The organism is Paenibacillus sp. Paensp38, from assembly GCF_059491915.1.
Genome location: NZ_CP168516.1, coordinates 2,714,772 through 2,740,461 on the forward strand (window position 1 = coordinate 2,714,772; position 25,690 = coordinate 2,740,461).

The window sequence follows — 25,690 nt, forward strand, 5'->3', positions numbered from 1 at the left end:
ACACCCCCAAATGCAATTTAAAGTTTGGAGAGCGCATGCAAAAAGGCCTCCGCACCATGCCGAAGCATAACATGCGGAGGCCACCTCCCCGTACTACCCGCCGAATATTAAAAGAAGGTGACTTTACGGCGGATGCCAGCAGAGCGGAGGATTTGAATCTGGAGAAGCGGCGCGTTCGCCTTTGCCACGGGATTCTTACCTTTTCATGTCTATCTAATCCAAAGAATCCCGTGGCAACAGCGATCGTAAGATCAAATCCTTCGCGGAGCGCGTTTATCCACCGTAACTCACTCTCTATTTAACAATCAAGGAATTAATTTCGTTTCTTTCGCTCGCTCAGCCATTTTTTTCGTATGCTTGCTGAGCGGCTTCTTCAACACCAATCCAAACAGGAAGCAAACACCGATAAATACAAACAGCATCACCACATCCCGTATCACCGTTGAAGCCAACATCCCTCCTACTGTCTCTCGTAACAGACTAACCGCATAGGTAAATGGTACAAATGGATTCAGCGCCTGAAAGAATGGTGTACTCGTCGCAATCGGAAACGTCCCTCCTGAACTGGAGAATTGAAGCACCAGCAGGATGACCGCCAGTCCCTTGCCGATATTGCCGAACACAGAAACTAGTGTATAGGTCATCGCCGTAAACACCAGACTGATCAGCATAGAGGATAGTACAAAGGCTACTTTGGCATCCACATACGCCCCGAGCAGGAACAAGTCACCGAGAGATACGCTCAGCGCCTGAAAAATACCAATTGTGGAGAATGTCATCAGCCGTCCGAAATACACTTGGTAGCTTTTAAATTGTCCTTCCGGGTCATCCACATCTACCCTGAACATTGATACCAGTAGCATCGCACCTACCCAAATCGACAATGTAGTGTAAAAAGGTGACATCGCAGAACCATAGTTAGGGATTGGATATATCCGTTCCTGCTTCAACGATACCGGACTGCCGAGAAACTCACTTTCCTTTTTCACATCCCCCTTGAGCAATGCAATAGCGCGTCCGAGTGCATTTTCGCCCTTAAGCTTGCGAATGGTATCTGCAGCCTGACGTATGGAATCCTCGGCAGCTGGAAGATCGCTCCTTACAAAATTGGCTACTTGGTGCACCGCTTTTTCCGCTTCAGGAAATTTATTTTCAATTAAGTCAGCCATTTTGACAAACTGTTGTTCCGCTTTGGGCAAATCATTACGCACAAAATCTGCCGCCTGATGAATTTTACTTTTAACCGTCGGCAAATCGTTATTTACGAAGTCTGCTGCTTTGTTCACAGCATTCGTAAACTCGCCCATACGTCCCTGAATCGTTGTCGCCGCTTCATGCAGTTTCTGACGGTATTGTGGCAGATCCTGCTGGAGACGTGTTAGCTCTTGCTGGCCGAATTCTGCTGCAGCCTGTGCGTCATTTAATAGCTTTTCAATATTCGGTAGCTGCTCTTGAGCTGTAGTCAGCACATTGGCAGAATTGCGGGCTACGGATTTGATCTGATCTAGCGCCTTTTGAATGGCGGGTGCATACTCCGTATCATAATTGCCCAAAATGTTGTCAATTCCGCTACTGATTTCTCCAGCAAGGCGATCAGTGTCATCCAGCAGATTTTGCGCAGGCTTTTCACCGCGCTGGATGGCATTCCCGATACTAGTTACTGTGCTATTCAGACGGCGGAAACGATCCTCCACCCCGCCCACACGGGAAATAAGTGAATCCAGAGGTTGACTTGGCAAGTATCCGTTCACACGGTTCAGCAATTGAGAAATATGATCCAGCACCCCCACGGCAGTTGTCAGCCTACCGCTGACACGATTCACCGCAGCTTGTGCTGCTTTAGGATCAAAATCCACACCACGAATGATGTCTGTAATCTGAGAAACCTCATTCGCAATTTGTTGTACCAGTTGTAAATCTTCTTTAACTACTGTACCTATCGAATCAAGCGCACCCTCATTTTTGTCCAGAAATTCAAGTAAACCGGTTGTAAAGTCCTTGCCTGTGTCCGCTATCTGCTGTACTTCTGGCAGTGCCCTCTGGGCAGCATTAATAACTTTAAGAGCCGTTTGCGTATCCTCCAGGGCGGTGGTCAGTGCGCTTTCTACCTTGCTAAAATTTTGATCCAGTTCAACAATTCGATCACCAGCCTTTTGAATATCAGGTAGTCTTTTTTGGATATCTAAAATAACAGCGGCTACCTTGTCCAGCTCAGGCATGTTTTTGTCAATTTTGAGCACCAGGTCACCGGCGCGGTTAATTTCAGGAATTTTCTCCTTCAATGCGATAATCTTTTGTCCCTGCGCCTTAATTTTCGGCAAATTTTGCTCCAGCTCCAAGGCCTGTTTGCCCAACCTATCGATATCCGGTAGTCGATTATTTAGCTCCAACACCCGGTTTTCAATGTTACGAATTGTCGGGAGTTCCTCCTCCAACTTTACTCCAGCTTCCTTCAACTTCGTCAATACCGCCTGGCTAGCAGTTTCAATAAAGTTTTGGCTAATCTGGTTCGTCAGAGAGGTTGCCCCCGAAGATGTAATTTTCGGAGCTACTGCATTAATTTTTTCATTTACGGCGTAATCAATTTCCGGCTTTTGCGGATTTTCCGTCAGCACACTCGTAATTTTCTCTGAAAAGTCTTTCGGGATCAGCAGGCTGGCATAATAATCACCATCCAACACACCTTTCCGTGCTTCCGCTTCATTGACAAAAGTCCAACCCAGCTTCTTGTTATTTTGAAGGTTATGCAAAACCTCATCGCCGATATTAATCTTCTTACCATTCACTTCTGCACCCTGATCTTGGCTGGTAACTGCAATTTTAATTCCAGATGTATTCGCATATGGATCCCACATCGCTTTCAAATTCACCCATGCATAGACGGAAGGCAAAAGAATGATGCCAATGACTAATAAAGTCCCGGTCGATACTTTGAATACATTTCTCCAGTCTGTTAAGTAGATTTGCCATATCTTCCGCAACTTCATCACTCCTTGTATGTACATTAACCTGTCGTCCAGTGTTGTATGCACACGTATTGTAAACGATTCGAGCAAATGAAGCCAATCCTGTTACAATATATGCCAAAAGCGTATGGGTCTTATAGAGATCATAGGCTTTTTCTTGCCCCAACTCAAAGAAGCCCTTCAGACCTAATGAATAGGCTCGAAGAGCTTCTTTCTTATACATAGTTATCCATTCTTCAGCAGTCTGGCCGCCGAAAATGCTGCGCCATGACGCAACTTCCGCTTCTCCAACCGTTTGTGCAGCGAACGATTATACAGAACCTGAATGACAAAATACGAGATAATGCCCAGCACCACACCGAAAATCGACATGCCGATCAGGATGTGCAAGCCTCCGTGCAACAAGTCTCTGAATACAGACCAGTTGCCGTGAAACAGCTCCATAAAAGAATGCTCGTGAAGTCGTCCGCCCCTGACATGTACCGGATAATGAGATGGATAAATCCAAGCCCCCACTTGCTTGGCGAATGGCATTAGTACAATTGGCAAAAAGGTCAGCTTACCTACAACGTTACCCACAATGGCCGCAGGCAGCGAGCCGCCAGACAGACGAACAATCGGATAAAAAACAAGGTATACCAGAGAAGCCGTGGAAATCACAATCATCTCCAGCGCAAAGCCAATGGCGAAGCCCAAGGAGATCTTTTTAACTCCTCCAGGGGCGCGCAACAGCTTGATGAAATTCAGCCGAATCGCACGCCCTATATTTTGAAACATATTATAGTTCTTCTTCGATTTATGAGGTTTGAGCCTTTTCGGATTGAGCTTTATCAATAGGAGGACTCCTTCAACAGTACAATTCAATTTCAGGAATGAGTATTTACAGCTCCCATCCTTACTTATGTCTATACTGTCATTATAACCCTCAGCGTTCGAAAAGCAATGCTATTCCGCCTGTTTCGCCGTTTTAGGACAGAATTCGCTTGTAGACATCGTTCTGGAGAGGTACAATGTCCCAAATCTCAGCCGCGTATTGCTGAATCGTACAATCACTAGAAAATTTACCGGAGTGTGCCATATTGACAATAGCACGCCGAGTCCACTCCGAGGGATTCCGATACACCTGTTCAATATGAACCTGCGTATCCACATAGGCTGCGAAGTCCTTGAGCACAAAGTATTCATCATTATGATCAATCAGGGATTGATAAATGGCCTCAAATTCCCGTTCATGCCGCGTAAAAGGAGCATCGTTCACAAGTTGATCCAGCACTTCACGCAGTCTTTCGTCACTGTTGGCTGTTTTGCGCGCCGAATACTGGCCGTCCCGGTAATATGCCTCGATCTGATCCACCTTCAATCCAAAAATGAACATGTTGGCATCGCCTACCATTTCATGCATTTCAACATTGGCTCCGTCCAATGTACCTATTGTGAGCGCACCGTTCATCATAAATTTCATATTGCCTGTGCCTGAAGCTTCTTTGCCTGCCGTGGAAATCTGCTCACTGACATCCGCCGCAGGAATAATCAGCTCCGCCAGTGAGACCGAATAATTTTCAAGGAAAACGACTTTCAGCTTGTCCTTGACTTCCACATCTCGATTGATCGTGTCCGCCACGTTATTAATGAGCTTGATCGTCTGTTTGGCGAGAAAATAACCGGGTGCGGCTTTGGCTCCAAAAATAAATGTGCGTGGCGTCACATCCAGGCCCGGATTACTTTTAAGCTGGTTGTATAGATGCATCACATGCAAAATATTGAGCAGCTGTCGCTTATAACCATGCAACCGTTTGACCTGTACATCAAAAATGGAGGACGTATCCAATCGCACGCCCTGTTTTGCAAAAACATACTCAGCAAGCCTGACTTTATTATTTCGCTTAATCGCCTGTATCCGTTCTTTGAACGTCTCGTCCCCACTGTAACGAAGCAGGTCGATGAGCTCCCTTGGACGGGTCCTCCAGCGTGTGCCGATCGTCTCATCGTACAAGCTTGCCAGCTCCGGGTTGGCGTGCATCAGCCAGCGGCGATGGGCAATCCCGTTTGTTTTATTGTTAAAACGGTCAGGGTACAGCTCGTGAAACGACTTCATCTCTCGTTCCTTTAATATTTGCGTATGCAGCGCAGCCACCCCATTAACGCTGTAGCTGCCGACGATTGCCAAGTGGGCCATACGGATTTGTTCACCGTGAATAATCGCCATTTCACCAATTTTGATGTCCTGGCCTGGGTAATGCTCCAGTAGCATAGCGCAATAACGTTTGTTAATTTCTTCAATGATTAAAGAAATACGAGGAAGCAGCTCCCGTACCATATTAACAGGCCATTGTTCCAACGCCTCACTTAATATCGTATGATTCGTATATGAAACGGTTCGCGTCGTAATATCCCATGCTTCGTCCCAGCCCAAGCCCTTCACGTCCATCAGAATACGCATCAGTTCCGGAATAACTAGGGTCGGATGTGTATCGTTAATGTGCAGTGCTATTTTATCGGGCAAATGGCTATAAGGTAAACGAAGCTTCTCAAACGTACGCAAAATACTTTGTAATCCGGCCGAGCACAGGAAATACTGCTGCTTCAAGCGAAGCAGCTTTCCCTCATAATTGGAGTCGTCCGGATATAGAAATGCGGAGATAGATTCCACCGATCGATTGTAGTCGAGAAAGCGGTAATAACCGCCCTCGCCTCGAATCGGTCCTCGAACGGGATCAAGCGCTGATTCCGCACTCCAAATCCGCAGCGTATTCACCTGTGTATGACCATAGCCTACCAGCGGAATATCGTAAGGGACAGCCCAGACCGTTTCAGCATCCTTTGTCTCGAATACAAGACGTCCCTCCTGTTCGTGGGTTTCCACTCTTCCCCAAAAATGAACCTCGACCTTTTTATCAGGACGACGTTCCTCCCAGACATTCCCTTTCTGTAGCCAGTAATCCGGCAGTTCAACCTGATTGCCGTCCACAATACGCTGTTCAAACAGACCATATTTATACCGGATGCCGCACCCATGTCCTGCATAGCCAAGGGATGCCAGCGAGTCCATGAAGCAAGCCGCCAGACGGCCGAGACCCCCATTGCCTAGCCCCGCGTCCGCCTCCTGTTCTTCAATTTCCTCCAGATCCCAGCCCAGTTCACCCAATGCCTGCCGAACCATATCCAGTACGCCCAAATTCAGCAGATTACTGCCCAGTAGACGACCTATCAAAAATTCCAGGGAAAAATAATAAATCTGCTTCTCTTGTCCTTCTTTATAGGCTTGGTTCGTTTCTGCCCAATTCTTGCCGACTTGTTCACGAATCATGCCACCCAAAACCTTATATACGTCTTCCGACTGAGCCTCCTGCATCGGTTTGCCCAGCCTTCCGACCAGTTGCTCTCGAAAAGCCTGCTTAAATGCTTCTTTATTGCTGAACAAAGTTGTACCTCCTGTTATTTCCGTTTTAATGGCTAAGTATATCCTTTAAATTACGCTATTCTTGGCAATGACATAGGGAACTCTAATGTCTCCAATCAGAGTTCGATCTGGTGAAAGCTGTACATCTTTATCTAAAACCACATTCTCCACAACTGCCCCTTTACGGATGACACATTTTTGCATAATAATCGAGTTGCTTACCCGCGCGCCCTCCTCCACCCGCACTCCACGGAAAAGAATACTATTCTCGACCTTGCCTCCAATGGTGCAGCCATTGGCAACAAGTGAATGATCCACCTCGGCGCTGTGCGTATAGCGGGTCGGGGCTTCATACTTGATTTTGGTGTGTACCGGCTGATTCTGAAACAGGGCTTGATACTGCTGCTGATCCAACAGCTTCATGCTATTTTTATAGTAGCTCTCAATAGAATTAATAACCGCATGATAACCTTCATAATGATACGCATAAATACGCAGTCCACTTGGGTTTTTCTGGATGGCATCACGAAAGAAATGATTATCCTGATGGGCAATGCAATGCTTCACCTGATCCAGATACAAGTCTTTGTCCATCACAAACATTTCCAAATAAATGTTATGATGATCCTGCTCCTGATGAATACCCGTCACTCGTCCGTTCTCATCAATCTCCAGTCGTGCACAAGGATCATGCTCAGATTCTAGCTGGTCTATGGGTTTATATACAAGGGTAACATCTGCATTTTTCTCCTGATGATAACGGTATACATCCTCGATATCCACCTTATTGACATGCTGAGTTCCTGCGTGAATAATGGTTTGCCCCGATGAGCGATGAAAAAAATCCAGATTGTTGTGCACATGCTGCAAATCTCCACGCGATGCATCCGTCGGATCATTCCAGTCCGGTGGCAAAATAAACAACCCGCCCCGTCTGCGGTCTAAATCCCAAGGCCGACCTTCGCCCAGATGATCCAGCAGCGAACGGTATTTGCGGCGGATAAACAGTGCAATATCATGCACCCCTGCATGCATCATATTGGATAAGGTAAAATCAATGAGCCGATATCGACTAGCAAAGGGGACTGCGGCCCCGCACCGGAAATAGGTCAACTCCTTCAACTGATCCAGTTCGTGATCCAGGTTGATAACTCCAATGAGTCGACTCATAGCAGACACCGTCCTTATCCGGGTTAAATTCGTGCATGAAGCTGGCTTTCCTGATCGAACAAAATAATCTCATCAGAACTATCTTCAGGTCCAATAAACGCGTTGTCTTCAATAACGATGTTCTCATTCACGATAGCCCGGTGAATACGTACATTGCGCCCAATTTTTACGTTCGGCATGATGACAGAATCGGTAATGACGCTCCCTTCACCTACTTCGACCCCATAAAATAGTACAGAATGCCTTACTTCTCCATCCACCATGCAACCTTCATTTACAATGCTGTTTTTGAGGATCGCCCGTTGGGTTATATACTGGGCCGGTTGATTGGGGCTGCGAGTATAGATGCGCCAGAAAGGATCGTTCAGATCCAAAGGCGGATCCTGAACCAGAAGATCCATGTTGGACTCCCACAAGCTCTGAATGGTACCTACATCCTTCCAGTACCCAGCAAACGGGTACGCATACAGCGACCGGCCATGCTGAAGCAACAATGGAATGATATCCTTGCCAAAATCATGTGAGGATTCAGAATCGCTTGCGCTTTCCAGTAAATAGCGACGCAACACCTCCCATTTGAACAAATAAATACCCATGGAGGCCAATGTACTTTTCGGCTGTTCAGGCTTCTCCTCAAAGTCATATATTTTCAGATCATCGTCAGCGTTCAGGATTCCAAATCGTTTAGCTTCCTGAATCGTGACATTGATAACAGAAATGGTGCAGTCTGCTTCCTTCTCCTTGTGATAGTGGAGCATTCGACTGTAGTCCATTTTATAAATGTGATCCCCTGACAGAATGAGTACATGCTCCGGGTCATACTGATCCAAGAAATGCAGGTTTCGATAAATTGCATCCGCCGTGCCCCTGTACCAGTTGTTTCCATCTTCTTTCTCGTGCGGAGGTAAAACGAACACTCCTCCATCCAGACGATCCAAATCCCAGTCGCTGCCTACGCCGATATAGGAATGAAGCACCAACGGCTCGTATTGGGTCAATACGCCTACGGTGTCTATACCAGAATGAGTGCAATTGCTGAGAGGGAAATCAATAATGCGGTAAGTTCCCCCAAAAAATACTGCCGGTTTGGCTAGTGTACGGGTAAGTCCTTTGAGTCTTTTGCCTTGTCCGCCGGCGAGCAGCATGGCAACCACTTCCTTCTTTCTCATAACAAAGACCTCCCTGTCATGTGCGTCTGAAGCCATTGTGGCGGGATATTTGATAATATCCATTAAACATGAAAAGACAGTCGTAATCGTTTCATTGGCGAAGGAACGGGTAAGATGTGATGGAGAAGGGTAAATCATAGTTATGCGGAACGAGTGCAAGGAATCACTAAATCGTAAAATCCCGTTCATCTTTTCACATTTTGGATGCTTTTAAGCATTTGGGTATGACAACATGATCATAAGGAGGCGTACTTTATGAAGAATAAGAAATGGGTGGTAGCAGCATTGGGAATGGGTGTGACGTATCTGATGAAAAATAAAGGGGCACGCGATAAGGTATTGAATAAGGTACAGACTATTGTCAATCGTGCGAAAACCTCTGCAAAATCGTAAAATGTTAAAGCTAGAAAAAAGCGAGCCTCTCTGAATCATGGTTCAGGGAGGCTTTTCTCTGCCTCTACAAACAAATTATTGTTCGAGGCTGTATCCGTAGACGGTCAGGCATTCTCCTTATGTTCTTCTACTTCCATGATATGTTCAACGGTAAAGGTTCGATGCGTCCATTCGGAAGAACGGTAAGCCTCTAGGAGACCGAAGGTACGAATTTTCTCCTTGTCCACCTTTTTAAAGGTATGAGTAATCCCTACCTTGCCCTTGAAAGGAAAAAAGGAGAGCCCTACAGTCTGATCCGATAGCCACTCGGCCCAAACTCGCCCGCTTTCATGACGAACAGCCGGGAAGCTCAAACCTTCAGCAAACCATTCATATTCTACTGTAGGCGTACCCGGCTCTCGACTGCACAAAAACAGACTCAATTCGTCGCAAAACAACATTCTCCGTACATCCGTCCGCACTTGATGGTCGAAGGTTACGCCACATGCCAGCTCCTGTTTGAGCCTCAGACGACGCTGTTCCTCCGCTTCCTGATAAGCATGCGTAATCTGCTTGTCCTGAGCATTTTGATGCTCGGTCCGCCCGACTAGCTCCTTGTACATCAAGCTACACAGCAACGCAGCATACGTGTTTCCTTGTTCGACTTCATCAATCCCAAGACGATAGAAAACAAAACGTGGACTGAGTGGAAAATCAATAAATGTATAAGGTGCTGACATATGATCATTCCAGAAAGGAGCAGCGTCTAACTGTATCCAACCCCGATCATGCTCCCTTGCTGCATATACAAAATCCTGCTTATGACGTCTATTCTTGAAGGCACTCTCTTCCCATTGTAAAGCCAACTCACCTGAAATATGGGCATGGTCATGCTGCGTCGTCATGATATAAGCTTGGTCCGTTTCATAAATAACCATATGCTCTCCCCTTCCGTTCGGCGATTCGTGTGATTGTGTACAAACTCTCTGATTGAAGGTCATGGTTATGCATACGTTTATTATATCAGGATAAGGGTAAAAAGGCAGTGGAGTTTTCCCCCTCTTTATATCTAATTCCCCCTTTGATTCTGCACTCGAAACTGCTGCGGGCTCATCCCCTCCAGCTCACGAAACACTTTGTTAAAGTGCTTTGCATTGTCAAAGCCCACGTTAGCCGCAATTTCATAGATCCTGCCCCCTTGACACTCCAGCAGCTTTTTGGCTTCTGTAATGCGCAGCCTTTTTACATATTGAACAAAGCTGAGGCCTGTATAGGCTTTGAACGCCTGACTAAAATACGTATAATTCAAGGATACTGAGTTGGATACTACTGCCATATTCAAATCCTCGCTGTAATGAGCGTGGATATATTGGATAGCACGTGTCATACTACCACTTCTATCGACGTTGGCACTCGCGCCAGCTAGTCTATCTTTCTCTACGCCGACAACACTATCGTATGTGAGGGGGTTCCTCCGCTTCAATTCCTCATTCAAAACTGCCAGTGCACCGAACAGTTCCTCCCTTACAATCGGCTTGAGTAAATACTCCCGTGCCCCACAGCGAATCGCTTCGCGCGCATACTGGAACTCGTCATATCCACTGAGAATGATCACCGAAGGCCTGCGTTCCGGCTCCAGCTCACGAATATGCTGCATCAGCATAATGCCATCCATAATAGGCATACGGATATCCGTTATCACCAACTCGGGCAAAAACTGCTTCACATGCTGCCAGGCTTCCCTTCCGTCCTTGACCAGTACACATTCATAGAGACCGGAAAATTCCCGTTCGATCATAGCTTGAAGTCCCATTCGAATATTTTTCTCGTCATCCGCAATCAACAGCTTGGTCGTCATGGTCCGTCCCCCTCATCATGTAACGTCTAGGCAAAATCAGGGTCACTGTCGTCGATTGTCCGTGGATGCTGTCCAGTCTTATGCCATACTCTTCGCCATACTGCATACTTAAACGGCGATGCACATTATACAAACCGATTCCCCCATTCATCCCGGGCTCGTGGAAATCCATATTCGTTCGCGCTAGACCAGCCATGATGGCGTTTCTTCTTTCTTCAGATATCCCCACTCCGTTATCCTGTATACGCAATTCTATGATATCCTGCTTAGAGCAGGCCTCAATCGTGATGCTGAATGGGCTTTGCAATGTACTCCACCCGTGCTTGATAGCATTTTCGACTACAGGCTGCAGCGACATTTTCAGCATCTCCAGTTCCATAAACGCCGACGATAGATGAATTTCCAATCCAATTTGGTTATCGTGGCGAATGTTCATGATGGCCACGTAATGCTGGATATGTCGGATTTCATCCCGCAACGCAACACACGACCCGGACCATTGGAGATTATAACGCATCATCGAGCCAAGGGAGGTAAGGGCATCCGACAGCGGATACTGCCGTTCTATCTCCGCCATCATTTTTAAATTTTCCAATGTATTATAGAGAAAGTGGGAATCAATCTGATGCTTGAGCGCTAGCAGTTCAGCTTCTTGAGCAGTGGCCTGCTTGTGTACTGCCTCGGCAATGAGCCCGTTAATTCGACTCAGCAGACTGCGAAAATATAAAGCCAGCTCAGCCACTTCTCCCCGTCCATATACTGGAATCTTAAGCTGAAAGTCACCCTCCTGCTCTACTTTTTTCATGGATTCACGCAGGGTATGTAGCTGCTTGAGAATGAAGGCATGCAAGGTATAGGAAATGACGGACATAAACAAAATCAGCATACTAATAATGAGCAGCATGGCATTGCGTTTCTGACGGAGATCACCTAGCGGACCGTCCAGCGCCACCACATTTAGCAGGTAGGCGTCCAACCCTTCTATATAACGGTACAAACCAAGATAAGGCTTATTCCCATAGGTAAAGTCAAAAACACCACCCTGTCCCTGAACGCGGGACTGTAACAGATGGTGCACATGGGACAGAGGGATCGGAATGGGATCAGGTTGAAAGGAAGCTATAGCTATATCGGTAGAAGACACTAATTTTCCACCGTTTGAGATGGAATCCCCGCCGTTCAGAATGAACATTTGCCATGCGCGATTACGTTGCGGGATTCCAAATACCCTAGGTGAAAATAGCTCCAGCCTCATATTTGTTTCTACCAACCCCGCGTGTCTTCCTCCAGTAGACTGAATTTCACGCAGCAGTGCCATATACTGCACTGTCTCACTTTCCTGGCGGGATTGTCCCCCAAGTAAGCTTTTCGGCCCCTTGTACATATCCCACCATATTTTCCCTTGTCGGAGTTGAGCCGCTTTCAGCCAGGAAGCCTTAGGCAATCGTGATTCTTTGAAAATCATCGGCCATATTTCATGCGTCTGGGGATTATTGGTATACAGTCGAATGTTCTCTACATTGGGATTACTGTACAGCAAGTGCTGTAAATTTGGAAACACATTCAAGTTGAATTGGACTAGCTCATCGCTGCTTATTTCACGTTCCTCGGTTAGATAATGAAGCACGTTGCGATCTGAGATCGCAAGCTGTGCGGTTCGCTCCATAATTTCCATATTGCTATGAATATGGGCCAGCTCTGTATCCAACACATACTGATTTTGTACGGTAATGTCTTTCATTGTATTCTCGTACAGTTGGTGAAAGGTATATAGCGAGAACAATACCACCGGGATTAAAATGACGCCGATATACGCGACAATGAGCTTAACTTGAAGGGAACAACCGCCAAGCCGATCGGTCGTTCCCGTCATCCACTGCCATATCGTGCGGCGCAGCAGGCTCTTCATCTGTGAACGTGCACGGCCTGGCATGTAATCACATCCTTAGGGGTTCAATAGATTAAGTTATTGAATTAAATCATTTGGTGAACTGTTCAATTTTCTTAAGGTTTTCCTCATAGGCTTTTTGCTGATAAGCCAATACCTTGTCATAGCCTGCTTTTCTGCGGTCTTCCAAAAAGCGGGCAAACAGCCGATCGAACTCCTCATCCGAGGAAGCCAGCAACAGTTTCGGTAATGCCTTGCCCCAAATTTTGTCTATCTGGCCTGACGCAATGCCTTCTGCCGAGGTTCCGGTCGGTTTGATATTCTCATATTGAGAGAAGCTGTGGGTCTTGCCTTTCGTCCAATCTTCAGGCTGCTTATACGGCTCGACACTGGGCGGCGCCCACTGCAAATTCATATTTGTATCCATCAGCATCCAGAAAGTGAAGGAGGCGCCATACTTTTTGTCAAATGCAGACCGATCCTTGTTCAGCAGCTCCAGTACCTCCGGCTTGAAGGCTGGCTTACCGTTAACTGTGTCCCACAGCTTTCCCTGCTCCCCCAGATACAGATCACGATTCCCTTCCTCGCTAATCAGATAAGTCAGAAATTCAATAGCCCGCTCCTTGTCTTTGACATCCTTCGAAATAAGCGTCACCGTCCACCCGGAAATGCCCGGCCCGGCCAGCGTCGGCGGGTCCAGCTTACTGTTGGAAGGTCCATCCACCGCAATGTAGACGGAGTTGGGATCTTTCGCATGCAACGTCACCTGTTGTGTAGCAAAATCAGAGCGCTGATATAGCATGGCAAAATACCGTCCCTGTGCCACCTTCTCCTCCATTTGCGGACGTTTGTCGATAAATACGTCCTTGGCGATCAGACCCTGCTCATTGGCTTGACGGAATGTTTTGAGCCAGCGAATGTACTCTTCGTCCGATCGACGGTCGTACAGCTTTCCGTCCTTCTCATGTGGAACGGCTAAAAAATTAAGTAAATAGTCTTCAAAAGAATAATTTCCGTTATCCGTAAATTCGTGGAACCCTATCGGGATCAGCGGTTGACCGTTTATCTCCGGGAATTTCTCCTTTGCTTTTTGAAGCGCTTTCAGAAATCCCTCTGGTGTTCTCATATCCGGCTTGCCAATCGCCTCGTACATATCCTTCCGAACCATAAACGTTTGATTGGAGACAAAATTTTGGCCGTATTTTTGGTAATCCTGTGGTGAAGAGGACGCGTTAGGATACCCATATACATTCCCGTCCGTTTGACGATACCATGACATTTTAGCTGGGTCTGCCACTTTAATCAGATATGGATCATATTTCTCGGCCAACTTGTTAAGTGGGAGCACCATCTTGCCCTCGATCATTTTTTTGATCGCATCTTCCCCCCAACTGAGCGTGACAAAATCAGGCAGTTTGCCCGAGGCGAGCATGGTATTCAGTTTTTCATTTTCATTCCCTGCGGGTACGATAAAATTAACGCTGACCCCAGTCTTTTGCGTCACATACTTCGAGGTCATATCCGTTCCCCACTTGTTCGGGAACCAGGAAAAATTCAAATACCAGTCAAACGTAATCGGCTCTGTATCCGCCTTCCAGCCTGGCGTATCTGCCGAAGCCTTAGTTTTCTCGTCCTTCAATTCCGTGACAGCGCCACTTCCACCGGACGTACACCCCGCGAGCGGTCCTATCAGCAGCACGACGGCCAACAGCCCTTTCTGCCATTTGCGAATATTCATCATAAATCTCCCCCTTGGATGATGTGCTAACCCTTGATCGATCCGATCATCAGACCCTTGACGAAATACTTCTGCAGAAAAGGATATACCAGTACAATGGGCAATGTCGTCACGACCATCGTCGCCAGCTTGATCGATTGCGAAGTGACAGACTGGGCAACGCCCCCCGGTGCAGCAGCCATCATTTGATTAGAGCTGGATTGGGCAACAACCCGGTACAAATACGTCTGAATCGGCTGAAGATCCGTATTATTAATATAGATCATTCCAGTAAAATAATCGTTCCACTGGTATACCCCATGAAACAACGCAATCGTCGCTACTACCGGCATGGATACAGGGAGCACGATTCGGCAGAAGATACCGAAATCATTCGCACCGTCTATTTTCGCCGCCTCTTCCAGTGCATCCGGCAGTTCTCGGAAAAAAGCCATAAAAATAATAAGATCAAAAAAGCTGAACATCGCAGGAATGATGTACACCCAAAAGCTGTCCAGCAGTCCGAGATCACGAATCAGCAAATACGTTGGAATCAATCCCCCACCGAAAAACAGGGTAATGGTACCAATCAGCATATACAGCTTGCGCCCGATCAGCTCCTTACGGGAATATGCATATGCAATCATAGCGGTAAAAAACACATGAACAATCGTGCCGATAAGCGTCTTGGCAATAGTCACTCCCATCGCAGTCATAATACCGTTGTTAGCAAATACGGCCTGATAGCTGCCCAGACTGAAGACTCTCGGCCACCAGTAAATGCCACCCCGCATAGCGTCTGCTCCTTCGTTAAAGGAGTTCACCAGCACATACCACACGGGATACAATGTCACAAAACAAATGATCAGCATGAAGACGTTGTTCATGAAATCGAATATCGCTTCGCCTGCTGTTCTACGTTGCAATAGCTGCATGCACCCGTCCTCCTTCAAAATAGGGATGTATTATTCACCCGTTTGGTCACCGAATTGGTAATTAGCAGCAAAATGAGAGCAAGAACCGATTTCAGCAAACCCACCGCGGTAGAATACGAGAAACGGCCCTGCTGAATGCCCACCTGATATACATAAATATCAACTACATTACTTGCACTTTCATTCAGCGAGTTACGCAGGACGAGAATTTGATCGAAGTTGGAGTTCAATATGCCGCTGACCGCCAAAATAAACAAAATGGATATGGTCCCCTTGATAGCGGGAAGTGTGACGTACCACATTTTCTGAAACCGTCCGGCCCCGTCAATGGTGGCCGCTTCGTACATGTCCGTAGATACCCCCGCCATGGCTGCCAAATAGATAATAGCTGACCATCCAAGCTCTTTCCAGATATCCGAGCTAACGACGATAGCCCAAAAATAGCTCGGCTCTGCCAAATAACTGATCGGCTGGTCAATCCACCCCCAGGCTAGCAACAGTTGATTGATCATCCCGGTATCTGCCAGCCACGTCGTTAAGATCCCGCCAAGAATGACCCAAGATAAAAAGTGCGGAAGGTACGAAATGGTCTGAATAGATTTTTTGAACCGTGTAGACCGAATCTCATTCAGAAACAGAGCAAATACAATAGGTAACGGAAACCCGATCGCCAGCTTGAGCAGGCTAATGCCCAGTGTGTTTTTGACAATGTACCAAAAGTTATCATCCTCCAAAAAGGCCCGAAAATGCTCTAACCCTGCCCAAGGTGCGCTTGATATGGTTCCAATGATGTCAAAATGTTTGAACGCAATTAAAATACCGTACATCGGAATGTAATGGAAAATAATCATCCATACCACCCCAAGCAGCGCCATAGTCTGCAAATGTCTTTGTTGAACCCATTTGCGCGCTAGTGATGCTCCTCTTCCCGATCGAACCGGCGGCTGTGGCTGCGGATTTTTCCCTCCTGTACTCATACGAAGACCTCCTTTCTTTGTAATGTAAGCACTTACATTTATTATTTTAAAGGCTTCTGCTTCGTATGAGTAGTACTGGATTTTTTGATTTTGGTATCTAAAGTTCAGGTGGGGATCTGACTATAGGCGAGAATTTTCTTCCATACTTTGGATTTTCATATCTATTAATTTACGAAAAAGACTATCAGATGGTACGATAAGACTATATGTGATTCCAATCATTACCTATATACCTAGATCAGGAGGATTAAGAATGGAAGAATTGGTTCGTTCGATTCAGAAACAGGTTCGAATTAAAAAGTTTGCTTGCTGGGCGGGGCTCATCATGTTTGGTCTGTGTACTTTAGTTGGCATTGCAGCTCAGGAATGGCTTATGACGCTCCTGTCACTCGGGATGACAGTCTTATCAATCTATGGGTTAACCATGATGCGTGGTATGACGAAGTTTACTAAAGAGTATCAACCGGGAAAGGGCTACGGTTATTATCGCCGTACGGTACAACAAAAGCTGCGCTATCTAACTTGGGGACAGTGGTTAGTAGGCGGCCTTATTGTCCTGATGTTCTTTATATTTAACGTCCGACTTAGTGCTTTTCTCATTGCTATCTTGGGTATCCTGACTATTCAGTTCAGTATCAAAAAACGAATTAAAAATCATCAGGAACCCGATGTCACTGAGCTGGAGGAGTTTGTACGGATGGGGATTGTTTCTCCACATGAGCAGACTATTGGTGTATATAAAGATTTTCTACACCTGAGTCATACATTTCGGGGTAACCAAATTGTTATCGTTACAGACAAACGCCTGATTTCTGTATTTGTGGAGGAACAGGGGCGTGCGGTGAAGACGGAAATGTTACTCTCGGGTATAAACAAAATACGCGCCATCGGTACGGGTTTTCAAGGTCAAGGTATATTGCTGTCCGTAAGCAACCGTGACCATAACGAGCTTCACATTCATATGGTCGGAAAAAGCATTTTCTTTTCTCCAGAGCAATTTATAGGTTCCTTGCTACGGGCACTGGATGCAGCGTTAAAAAGCAGATCATACAGTACGGAAGAACCATTCCCGGTTTACCAACAGACAAGGATTTCATTGCATCCGTCAGAACAGGGTTTGCTGCATAAACCTACGACAGCTTAAATATTGTTGGGACATGTACCGCGTTATATATACGGTATGATCGGTCTTCATCATACGCCAAATAGCAAGTAAGCCCTGACCTAAATGAGCTTACTTGCTATTGGGTGTACTTACACATCATATTTTCCAATCAACTGCCTACCTGCTAAAACAACTAATTTTCTACTGTACTTCTGCCTTCTTAATGATTGGCTCCATGATAAAACACCGTGATGAGATCATGACTTGTAACAAACACTAGCAAACTAAACAGACTGAGCGACAGAGAGCGTGAAATCAATTTTTTCATCCTTTAACACTCCTTTTAAAATAGTTATATATTGGTCTTGCTGTGTTGCTGTAGCTTGGGATCTGAAAATTTCAAATACAGCGGTACATTTCCTAAACTCATGTTCATGTTCCATACCCAGGGTATCGGACAGCATGAGAGATTGCAGGATATAGCCCAACGCAACCGTAAACTGTTGTTGCTTGATATAGTAAAGAGCCAGTTGATAGCAGAAGCGAAAATAATAAGATACATTCACAGGCTCTTCAAAATATTTAAAACCTTCAATTTGTTCGGCAAATGATTCCAGCACAGCCTCTAAAGAATAGTCGTATCTCGACGCTCCCTCAACGATGGAAAGAAGCCCCGGTAACAGCTCTTCCGGATTGTTACGAAGAAATTGGATATATTCCTGCAACACTTCGGCATGGCCTGACAAAATATCAAGGGCATACAAATTAGCTCTGGCAGCATAGCGGTAATATTCCACCTCTGCTTCCCCATATTGATCAAGACCATTAAACCAGCCCAATTCTGCATATTTTTCGATGCAATCGCGAGCGGCCTCATACTTGCCCTGTTTTTGGAAAGCCATGCCTTTCATGAGATGACTGTAGCCGTAGTAGTAGACTAGCGGCCGTTTGGTATGTATGGGTTGTATAGGTTTCTTGCGCGCTTTGTAGAGCTGCAATTCCTGATACTTTTGGTTGACATGGCTATACAGCCGGTCGCATAAAGCAATCATATTGGCACCGTCCGCAAATGAAAAAGAAAGCTTAATCATGTTGACAAGTGTGTCTAGATCTGTGATGTCGGAGTGAACAAGATCATCCACTATTCCCGCCTCCTTGTCTGACTTTTTATATTCACCAAACAAAAGCAAGCTCTAAACCCTAACTAAAAATAACTTAATTACGTATTTATTACGTAATTAAGTTATACCATGAATTCAAACATATGACAAGTGCATTATGATAATATATTCCATTTTTAAAATACCAACGAAAGTAGATCGTTCACTTGTTCAATTCCATGTGAAGCAAAGGAAATGCCCTACCTGATCCATCCAGTGCAGAACGCGCCGTTTGTACAAAGCCGTAATGTCTGTAGAAAGCATACGCTTTCTCGTTCTGCTCATTCACGTCCACTTTGAGGTGTTTCCCTTTTATTTTTTCAGCATGCTGGATGAGTCGGCTGCCTATGCCCTGCCCATGGTGTTCAGGGTCCACAAACAGCATCTCTATTTTTAATCCGTCCAGCCCGATAAAACCTGTTGGTTCTTGACTTGTATTCCATTCCATCCAAACTTCAAGTTCTCTTAAAACACCATTGCGTACGATATGATGATAAAATTGAATGTCCTCTTCCGCCAAAAATGTGTGCGTCCGGCGTACAGCCCGCTGCCAAATATCAACGAGTTGATCATGATTTTCTTCCCGATAAGCAACAATTTCATTTTGCACGGTACTTCCCCCTTATTTAAATATCGATATTGCATGTTTTGCAGTAAGTCTAACATGCCTATTTAGAAGCATACAAACACAAAAAAGGAAGCGGAGTAATTCCGCCTCCCTTAGACTACAGCCTTTTACAACGTAACACCGTTTTTAAAAATAGCGAGCTCCCTGAAATTGTTTTTCTCATTGTTCACCCATGTTCCGCTGGCTACATCGACGATGTAATCGACAAAGTTGCGGAGCGCATCTTCCATACTGACATCCTCCACCAATGAACCGGCGTTATAGTCGATCCAATGAGGTTTAGCCTTATATAACGGCGAGTTGGTTGATACCTTCATCGTCGGAACAAAGGAGCCAAACGGCGTACCGCGTCCAGTTGTGAAAATGACGAGTTGGCAGCCCGCTGCGGCGAGAGCTGAAGATGCCACTAGATCGTTGCCCGGCGCGCTGAGCAGGTTGAGTCCCTTGGTCTTGAGACGTTCCCCGTACTGAATGACATCAGTGACCGTGGAAGACCCGGATTTTTGCGTACAGCCCAGTGATTTATCCTCCAGCGTCGTAATGCCCCCTGCTTTATTGCCCGGTGACGGATTTTCGTATACTGGCTGCTTGTAATCCAGAAAATATTGTTTGAAATCGTTAATCAGATGTACGATCTTACCAAATACTTGCTCATCGGCAGCGCGCTCCATTAAAATCGTTTCCGCGCCGAACATTTCAGGTACTTCTGTCAATACCGTTGTTCCACCTTGCGCTGCCATATAATCCGACAATCGTCCGAGTAGTGGGTTGGCAGTAATACCCGATAAGCCATCAGATCCACCGCATTTCAAGCCGATGTTCAGCTCAGACAATGGTACAGGTTCCCGCCGATCTTCTTGCACGGCCGCAAAAATTTCATGAAGCAACCTTACCCCTTCCTCTACTTCATCCGACACATCTTGGGAAAGCAAAAACTTTACCCGCTCCGAATCATATTCCCCGATGGCTTCCTTAAATTCTTTCATTTCATTGTTTTCACAGCCCAAACCCAGTACAAGTACGCCACCTGCGTTCGCATGTTTCACGGCATCGATCAAAATCGTGCGCGTATGTGCATGATCGTCACCCAACTGAGAACAACCATAGTTATGCTTGAGCACAAGTGCATTTTCAAAAGGTGAAATATCTCCCACTTCCTGCTTGAAACGGTTTAAAATAAGTTCAGCGATCCCGTTCACACAGCCGACCGTCGGCACAATCCACAACTCATTGCGAATCCCCACACGACCGTCCTTTCGCCGAAACCCTTGAAACGTACGACTCTCCTGTTCATATAAATGAGGAGCTGGCTTAGGCTTATAAGTGTACTCTTCTACGCCTGTCAGGTTCGTCTTCGTATTATGCGTATGCACATGCTGACCTGCCTGAATGGGCTGAATGGCATGACCGATGGGATATCCGTATTTCAGAACATGCCCACCTACAGGTATATCCTGCAAGGCGATTTTATGCCCACGTGCTACATCCTCGGCTAGCTCCACCCGTTGTTCTTCTTGTGCTCCCCATGCCAGTGTTTCTCCCTGCTTGTAATCACGCAAGGCGACAGCCACGTTATCTTGATTATGAATTTGAATGAATTCCAGCATTCCGGTTTCCTCCTTGCTTATGCTCTGGGCACGCTGTTCCCGGTTAGAGAATCGAGCGTCTCCTTCATTCCTCTGCTTGTAATTTCATACACGTGCTGTGCCGTTTGTTCAGCCAGCCCTTCGATCTGGTTCAAATCTTGACCCCACCATGTTTGCTTGCCGAGTACCCGCTCAGTCAATTGCTTTGCCCCGGCGAGAGTACCGTCATATTTACTCCACAGTTCACCAAACGTGCTCAACACTTCAGCTTCGTCTGCCAACGCAATCGACTCGCCATTTCTATCACCCCGGTAAAATACGAGTAAGGACGCCAGTGAAAACACGATTTTGGCAGGCAGCTCCTTACGTTGTTCTACATACTGGAGCAAGGATGGCAAGTTCCGTGTCTTGAACTTTGACACCGAATTCAACGCAATACTCATAACATAATGACTTACATATGGATTACGGAACCGCTCAATAACATCGTCGGCATATACATTTAATTCCGCTTCTGGTGAGTCCAGCGTCGGAATAATTTCTTCTCGAATCAGCGACTGGATAAAACTGCCCATAATATCATGCTCAACCGCCTGCCCCACTGTGTCCAGGCCATATAAATAAGCTACAGGTGTAAGCGCCGTATGTGCTCCATTCAAAATACGCACTTTCCGTGTACGATATGGCGCCATATCGTCGACAATCAGGACATTCAATCCGGCCAAATGAGCAGGTAATTCCTCTTTAAGCCACTGTGGCCCTTCAATAACCCATAAATGATACTGTTCGCCCACAACAACCAAATCGTCCTTGTAACCCAATTCCGCTTGGATTTCATGAATTCGGTCTTTGGGATAACCAGGTACAATTCGATCCACCAAACTGTTGCAGAACGTATTTGCTTCCTCTATCCATGCAATAAACTCAGCTCCAAGCTTCCATTGGTCCGCATATTTCAGTACGATTTCCTTGAGAGCGTCTCCATTACGGTCGATGAGCTCGCATGGAATGATGACCAATCCCTTGCTCTGATCGCCCCCAAAAAATTGAAAGCGCTTATACAGAAAGGCAGCCAGTTTGCCCGGGAAGCTCTTTTGCGGACGATCTTCTAGCTGATCGTCTGGGGCATAAGCGATCCCCGCTTCCGTCGTATTCGACACAACAAAACGCAGCTCCGGCTTTTGGGATAGTGCTTCATACTCCAAAAAGTCCGAGCCGTACGGATTAATCCCACGAGAGACGCACTCCACAACGGTATGCTCCTTCATGGCCTTCCCATCCTTAATCCCTTCAAGAATAACCGTATACAGGTCATCCTGCTCGTTAAGCTTCTCCACGAGGCCTCCTGGCTGCGGTTGTACAATCACAACTCCCGTATTCCATTCTGCCAGCTTATTCATTTTGTCAAATTGCCAGTCTACAAAAGCACGCAGAAAGTTCCCTTCCCCGAATTGCATCACCCTCACAGGATGCGGGTCTGTAACGATAAAGCTTTTTCTGTTTAATTGATCTAATGCATCTACTTTTTTCATCCGGAGTATCCTCCCACTATTACCATAATGATTTCAACGTTATTTTAGCATAATGCACACGTTAACAAAATAGTTTTCTCAACATTTTTACTTTATAAAAATAATAATGACAATAATATGAACACGTTAACATAAGAGTTTTGCATAACAACCAGCAAGTATATGGACCTCTTTCTGTTGTTTCGCTGCTGAGCCAAGACGGTTAAGGCTAACTATCACCCTATCCGAGACCTTGTCCTTATATACTTTTCAGGAGAATAGACGCAAGAAAGCACGGGCAGGATAACACTACTTACTAGGCAGGAGGAACATCTATGAAGACAATTGCAGATACTATTGTACAAGTTTTGGTCAATGCAGGGGTCAAGCGGATTTATGGCATTGTTGGAGATTCTCTAAATAATATGGTGGATTCCATTCGCAGCAATGGTCAAATCGAATGGATTCATGTAAGGCACGAAGAAGTGGCTGCCTTTGCAGCCGGAGCGGATGCTGACCTTAGTGGCAGCATTGCTGTATGTGCCGGAAGCAGTGGTCCCGGAAATTTGCATCTGATTAATGGTTTATATGATTGTCACCGCAATCGTGTGCCTGTACTGGCTATTGCCGCTCACATTCCAAGCGACGAAATCGGAAGCGAATATTTTCAAGCGACGCATCCTGAACATCTTTTCGGAGAATGCAGTCACTTCTGTGAAGTTATTACGACACCGCGTCAAATTCCCAGAACGGTGACCATGGCCATTCAACAGGCAGTTTCACGTTCAGGTGTCTCCGTCATTGTTCTTCCCGGTGATGTAGCAGCATTGGGGGCGGAAAAGGTACCCGTCCCTGAACATGTCTACCATCCCACTACACCTGTAGTGCATCCGTCAGCTTCCGAAATTTCCCGACTGGCCGAATATTTGAATCAAGGCAAACGAATTACGCTACTATGCGGCGCCGGCTGTTCACAATCTCATGAATTGCTCATGCAGCTATGTGACAAGTTAAAATCCCCCATGGTATCCGCTCTGCGAGGCAAGGAATATCTGGAGTATGACAACCCTTATTATGCTGGATTAACGGGACTGATCGGGTATTCTTCCGGGTACCATGCGATGATGGATTGTGACGTCCTACTTATGCTCGGAACAGACTTCCCTTACAGACAATTTTACCCTGAAGATGCGATTGTCCTACAGGTAGATATAGAGCCAGCCCATCTTGGCAGACGTACTCCGTTAACGTATGGTTTATGTGGGGATGTAAAAGCCACGTTGGAAATGCTGCTACCGCATTTAACATCAGAGCATGATTCCAAGCATCTAGAGAAAACCGTCTCCCACTATACCAAGGTACGCCAGGAGTTGGATGACCTTGCTGTCGGTAAACCAGGTCATACGCCGATCCATCCGCAATATCTCGCCAAGGTCATCAGTGACGCCGCGCAGGAAAATGCTATTTTCACCTGTGATGTCGGTACTCCCACTGTATGGGCGGCGCGTTATTTGCAGATGAACGGTCAGCGCCGGCTTCTCGGATCGTTCAACCATGGTACGATGGCAAATGCGTTACCACAAGCGATTGGAGCACAGGCCACTGAGCCTGACCGACAAGTGATTGCCCTCTCAGGCGATGGCGGACTCACGATGCTGATGGGCGACCTGCTCACCCTGAAGCAGCATCATCTGCCTATCAAAGTCATTGTTTTCAATAATGGCGCTCTCGGTTTTGTCGAGCTGGAAATGAAAGCGGCCGGATTTCTGGAAAACGGTACTGAACTGGTGAATCCTGATTTTGGTGCTGTAGCGCAAGCCATGGGACTCAAGGGCATCCGGGTTGAAGATCCGACCATGCTGGAAGATGCCATTCAGCAAGCATTGGCTCATGATGGCCCTGTTGTGGTAGACGTGGTGGTGAACCGTCAGGAGCTATCCATGCCACCCAAAATTAATCTTAAACAAGCAGAAGGATTTACACTGTGGATGATGAAAGCGATGCTAAACGGACGTGGTGACGAGATTGTAGAACTGGCTAAAACCAATCTCTTTCGTTAAATATAGACGAAGCAGAACGCATTTCAGCCTAAAAGGGGCAGAAACCATAAGTCTCGCATGGTTTCTGCCCCTTTGGCCTACCTGTTAATCAAACGAAACTTAGTGTGGTCTGCCTGCCGTTGATTTCCGCTTCATGAGCGCGGTCTCCATAAATATAAGCTCGCCCTCATTGGACGGTGACTGAATTCGTTCCAGAATGCAGGCGGCTCCGCGCTCGCTAATCTGCTCAATCGGTCTTTTGACTGTTGTTAACGGTGGAGTCGTATACATTGAGAACCCGATATCGTCAAAACCAATGACAGAGATATCCTCTGGTACCTTCAAGCCGTTTTCGAATACCGCATTCATTGCCCCAATAGCCATATCATCGTTAGAGCAAAATACCGCTGTCGGCGGCTCCTGCAAGGAAAGCAATTGCTTCATTGCCTGGCTACCACTTTCAGTATCATAATGACCTTGCACGATATATTCATGTCGAATGGGCTTACCACTATCAATCAACGCATTCATAAAACCCTCGCGGCGTTGCTGGGTAGACTTGAAGCCTTCTACCCCTTCGATGATCGCAATGCGTTCATGCCCACTTTCAACGAGAAAGGAGACCGCTTCATAGGACCCTTCTTTATCATTAGAAATCACGTTTACAATCCCCGCCCCGGACACCTGCCGATTCAGAACAACAAGCGGAATGCCTTGACCGAGCACATGATAAATAAAAGGGTTGTCCGCCTCGCTCTGGCTCATCAGAATGATACCATCAAAACGCTTGCGGTGTATGGCCGAAAAATCAGCGTAATCGTCAATTCCTCGCACAAACAGATTGTAATCTACCCCAATGACATGATTAACACCGCGGATGGTATCGGCAAAAAAACTGGAGCTTGTGCCTTCTGAAATACTGGTGAAAAACAAGCCAATCGTATGCGAGCGCTGGAGAACTAGGCTTTTGGCATTAAAATTTGGAATGTAATTGAGTTGCTCTGCCAACTCCATAATTTTGCGTTTCGTATCTTCTTTAATCAGCGGGCTGTTATTGAGCGCCCGGGAGACGGTTGTATGGGAAACATTAGCCAATTTGGCAATGTCTTTAATGGTAGCTGCCATATACGTATCCTTTCCTTAGTGAGGCTCTAAAAAAATTATATACCCACCATACCACAGGAGCCGCCCGGAAAAGAAGACTTTCAC

19 protein-coding genes are annotated in these 25,690 nt (G+C 46.2%); 3 read left to right on the forward strand and 16 right to left on the reverse strand.

Annotated features, from left to right (window positions below; all coding sequences use genetic code 11):
- Positions 1 to 305: 305 nt before the first annotated feature.
- From ACEN8J_RS11605 to ACEN8J_RS11625, 5 genes are all read right to left on the reverse strand, one after another.
- On the reverse strand, positions 306 to 2,981 hold the full coding sequence (locus ACEN8J_RS11605; RefSeq protein WP_495594516.1) for a YhgE/Pip domain-containing protein: 2,676 nt from the start codon (positions 2,979 to 2,981) through the stop codon (positions 306 to 308).
- Between the two features lie 210 nt (positions 2,982 to 3,191).
- Positions 3,192 to 3,743: a DUF2062 domain-containing protein gene (locus tag ACEN8J_RS11610; protein WP_049817076.1), complete on the reverse strand. Its 552-nt coding sequence runs from the start codon at positions 3,741 to 3,743 to the stop codon at positions 3,192 to 3,194.
- 190 nt (positions 3,744 to 3,933) lie between these two features.
- Positions 3,934 to 6,387: a glycogen/starch/alpha-glucan phosphorylase gene (locus ACEN8J_RS11615; protein ID WP_495594517.1), complete on the reverse strand. Its 2,454-nt coding sequence runs from the start codon at positions 6,385 to 6,387 to the stop codon at positions 3,934 to 3,936.
- Positions 6,388 to 6,432: 45 nt separating this feature from the next.
- Positions 6,433 to 7,536 (reverse strand): glucose-1-phosphate adenylyltransferase subunit GlgD, encoded by a 1,104-nt coding sequence (gene glgD, locus ACEN8J_RS11620; protein WP_165147348.1) that lies wholly within the window; start codon positions 7,534 to 7,536, stop codon positions 6,433 to 6,435.
- Between the two features lie 23 nt (positions 7,537 to 7,559).
- Entirely contained in the window at positions 7,560 to 8,705 is a 1,146-nt protein-coding gene (locus ACEN8J_RS11625) for a glucose-1-phosphate adenylyltransferase (RefSeq protein ID WP_029519096.1), read from the reverse strand.
- 255 nt (positions 8,706 to 8,960) lie between these two features.
- Between ACEN8J_RS11625 and ACEN8J_RS11630 the strand changes: the two genes are divergently transcribed.
- On the forward strand, positions 8,961 to 9,098 hold the full coding sequence (locus tag ACEN8J_RS11630) for a hypothetical protein (RefSeq protein WP_023988334.1): 138 nt from the start codon (positions 8,961 to 8,963) through the stop codon (positions 9,096 to 9,098).
- 104 nt (positions 9,099 to 9,202) lie between these two features.
- Here ACEN8J_RS11630 and ACEN8J_RS11635 read toward each other — a convergent pair whose 3' ends face one another.
- The 6 genes from ACEN8J_RS11635 to ACEN8J_RS11660 all read right to left on the reverse strand — a co-directional run bounded on the left by ACEN8J_RS11635 (position 9,203) and on the right by ACEN8J_RS11660 (position 16,452).
- On the reverse strand, positions 9,203 to 10,015 hold the full coding sequence (locus ACEN8J_RS11635) for a DUF3891 family protein (RefSeq protein WP_069010222.1): 813 nt from the start codon (positions 10,013 to 10,015) through the stop codon (positions 9,203 to 9,205).
- 131 nt (positions 10,016 to 10,146) lie between these two features.
- On the reverse strand, positions 10,147 to 10,935 hold the full coding sequence (locus tag ACEN8J_RS11640) for a response regulator transcription factor (RefSeq protein WP_495594518.1): 789 nt from the start codon (positions 10,933 to 10,935) through the stop codon (positions 10,147 to 10,149).
- On the reverse strand, positions 10,907 to 12,868 hold the full coding sequence (locus tag ACEN8J_RS11645) for a sensor histidine kinase (RefSeq protein WP_495594519.1): 1,962 nt from the start codon (positions 12,866 to 12,868) through the stop codon (positions 10,907 to 10,909). Before ACEN8J_RS11645 ends, ACEN8J_RS11640 begins: the two co-directional genes overlap by 29 nt.
- Before the next feature lie 46 nt (positions 12,869 to 12,914).
- Entirely contained in the window at positions 12,915 to 14,561 is a 1,647-nt protein-coding gene (locus ACEN8J_RS11650; RefSeq protein ID WP_029519090.1) for an extracellular solute-binding protein, read from the reverse strand.
- 26 nt (positions 14,562 to 14,587) lie between these two features.
- Positions 14,588 to 15,475, reverse strand: coding sequence for a carbohydrate ABC transporter permease (locus tag ACEN8J_RS11655; RefSeq protein WP_029519089.1), 888 nt, complete (start codon positions 15,473 to 15,475; stop codon positions 14,588 to 14,590).
- A 14-nt stretch (positions 15,476 to 15,489) separates the two neighbouring features.
- Entirely contained in the window at positions 15,490 to 16,452 is a 963-nt protein-coding gene (locus ACEN8J_RS11660; RefSeq protein WP_495594520.1) for an ABC transporter permease, read from the reverse strand.
- 253 nt (positions 16,453 to 16,705) lie between these two features.
- Between ACEN8J_RS11660 and ACEN8J_RS11665 the strand changes: the two genes are divergently transcribed.
- Positions 16,706 to 17,596: a hypothetical protein gene (locus ACEN8J_RS11665; protein WP_029519087.1), complete on the forward strand. Its 891-nt coding sequence runs from the start codon at positions 16,706 to 16,708 to the stop codon at positions 17,594 to 17,596.
- Between the two features lie 245 nt (positions 17,597 to 17,841).
- On the opposite strand, the gene ACEN8J_RS11670 is transcribed toward ACEN8J_RS11665, so the two are convergent.
- The 4 genes from ACEN8J_RS11670 to ACEN8J_RS11685 form a co-directional block, all read right to left on the reverse strand.
- Positions 17,842 to 18,699, reverse strand: a complete 858-nt coding sequence (locus ACEN8J_RS11670; protein WP_029519086.1) for a hypothetical protein — start codon at positions 18,697 to 18,699, stop codon at positions 17,842 to 17,844.
- 181 nt (positions 18,700 to 18,880) lie between these two features.
- A complete protein-coding gene (locus tag ACEN8J_RS11675; RefSeq protein WP_029519084.1) occupies positions 18,881 to 19,327 on the reverse strand; it encodes an acetyltransferase in 447 nt (148 codons plus the stop codon).
- 125 nt (positions 19,328 to 19,452) lie between these two features.
- The gene (locus tag ACEN8J_RS11680; protein ID WP_069010226.1) at positions 19,453 to 20,952 is read right to left on the reverse strand and encodes a UxaA family hydrolase; all 1,500 of its coding nucleotides are present in this window, start codon (positions 20,950 to 20,952) and stop codon (positions 19,453 to 19,455) included.
- A 17-nt stretch (positions 20,953 to 20,969) separates the two neighbouring features.
- Complete coding sequence (locus ACEN8J_RS11685) at positions 20,970 to 22,463, reverse strand: tagaturonate reductase (RefSeq protein WP_029519081.1); 1,494 nt, start codon at positions 22,461 to 22,463, stop codon at positions 20,970 to 20,972.
- Positions 22,464 to 22,777: 314 nt separating this feature from the next.
- Here ACEN8J_RS11685 and poxB point away from each other — a divergent pair, with 314 nt between their 5' ends.
- A complete protein-coding gene (gene poxB / locus ACEN8J_RS11690; RefSeq protein ID WP_029519080.1) occupies positions 22,778 to 24,502 on the forward strand; it encodes a ubiquinone-dependent pyruvate dehydrogenase in 1,725 nt (574 codons plus the stop codon).
- Positions 24,503 to 24,601: 99 nt separating this feature from the next.
- On the opposite strand, the gene ACEN8J_RS11695 is transcribed toward poxB, so the two are convergent.
- A complete protein-coding gene (locus ACEN8J_RS11695; RefSeq protein ID WP_029519078.1) occupies positions 24,602 to 25,606 on the reverse strand; it encodes a LacI family DNA-binding transcriptional regulator in 1,005 nt (334 codons plus the stop codon).
- Between the last annotated feature and the right edge of the window lie 84 nt (positions 25,607 to 25,690).

Coding starts and splice junctions, on each gene's coding strand:
- ACEN8J_RS11610 (WP_049817076.1), bottom strand. CDS start 3,743: ATGTTTCAAAATATAGGGCGTGCGATTCGGCTGAATTTCATCAAGCTG.
- glgD (WP_165147348.1), bottom strand. CDS start 7,536: ATGAGTCGACTCATTGGAGTTATCAACCTGGATCACGAACTGGATCAG.
- ACEN8J_RS11625 (WP_029519096.1), bottom strand. CDS start 8,705: ATGAGAAAGAAGGAAGTGGTTGCCATGCTGCTCGCCGGCGGACAAGGC.
- ACEN8J_RS11630 (WP_023988334.1), top strand. CDS start 8,961: ATGAAGAATAAGAAATGGGTGGTAGCAGCATTGGGAATGGGTGTGACG.
- ACEN8J_RS11635 (WP_069010222.1), bottom strand. CDS start 10,015: ATGGTTATTTATGAAACGGACCAAGCTTATATCATGACGACGCAGCAT.
- ACEN8J_RS11640 (WP_495594518.1), bottom strand. CDS start 10,935: ATGACGACCAAGCTGTTGATTGCGGATGACGAGAAAAATATTCGAATG.
- ACEN8J_RS11645 (WP_495594519.1), bottom strand. CDS start 12,868: ATGCCAGGCCGTGCACGTTCACAGATGAAGAGCCTGCTGCGCCGCACG.
- ACEN8J_RS11650 (WP_029519090.1), bottom strand. CDS start 14,561: ATGAATATTCGCAAATGGCAGAAAGGGCTGTTGGCCGTCGTGCTGCTG.
- ACEN8J_RS11655 (WP_029519089.1), bottom strand. CDS start 15,475: ATGCAGCTATTGCAACGTAGAACAGCAGGCGAAGCGATATTCGATTTC.
- ACEN8J_RS11660 (WP_495594520.1), bottom strand. CDS start 16,452: ATGAGTACAGGAGGGAAAAATCCGCAGCCACAGCCGCCGGTTCGATCG.
- ACEN8J_RS11665 (WP_029519087.1), top strand. CDS start 16,706: ATGGAAGAATTGGTTCGTTCGATTCAGAAACAGGTTCGAATTAAAAAG.
- ACEN8J_RS11680 (WP_069010226.1), bottom strand. CDS start 20,952: ATGCTGGAATTCATTCAAATTCATAATCAAGATAACGTGGCTGTCGCC.
- ACEN8J_RS11685 (WP_029519081.1), bottom strand. CDS start 22,463: ATGAAAAAAGTAGATGCATTAGATCAATTAAACAGAAAAAGCTTTATC.
- poxB (WP_029519080.1), top strand. CDS start 22,778: ATGAAGACAATTGCAGATACTATTGTACAAGTTTTGGTCAATGCAGGG.
- ACEN8J_RS11695 (WP_029519078.1), bottom strand. CDS start 25,606: ATGGCAGCTACCATTAAAGACATTGCCAAATTGGCTAATGTTTCCCAT.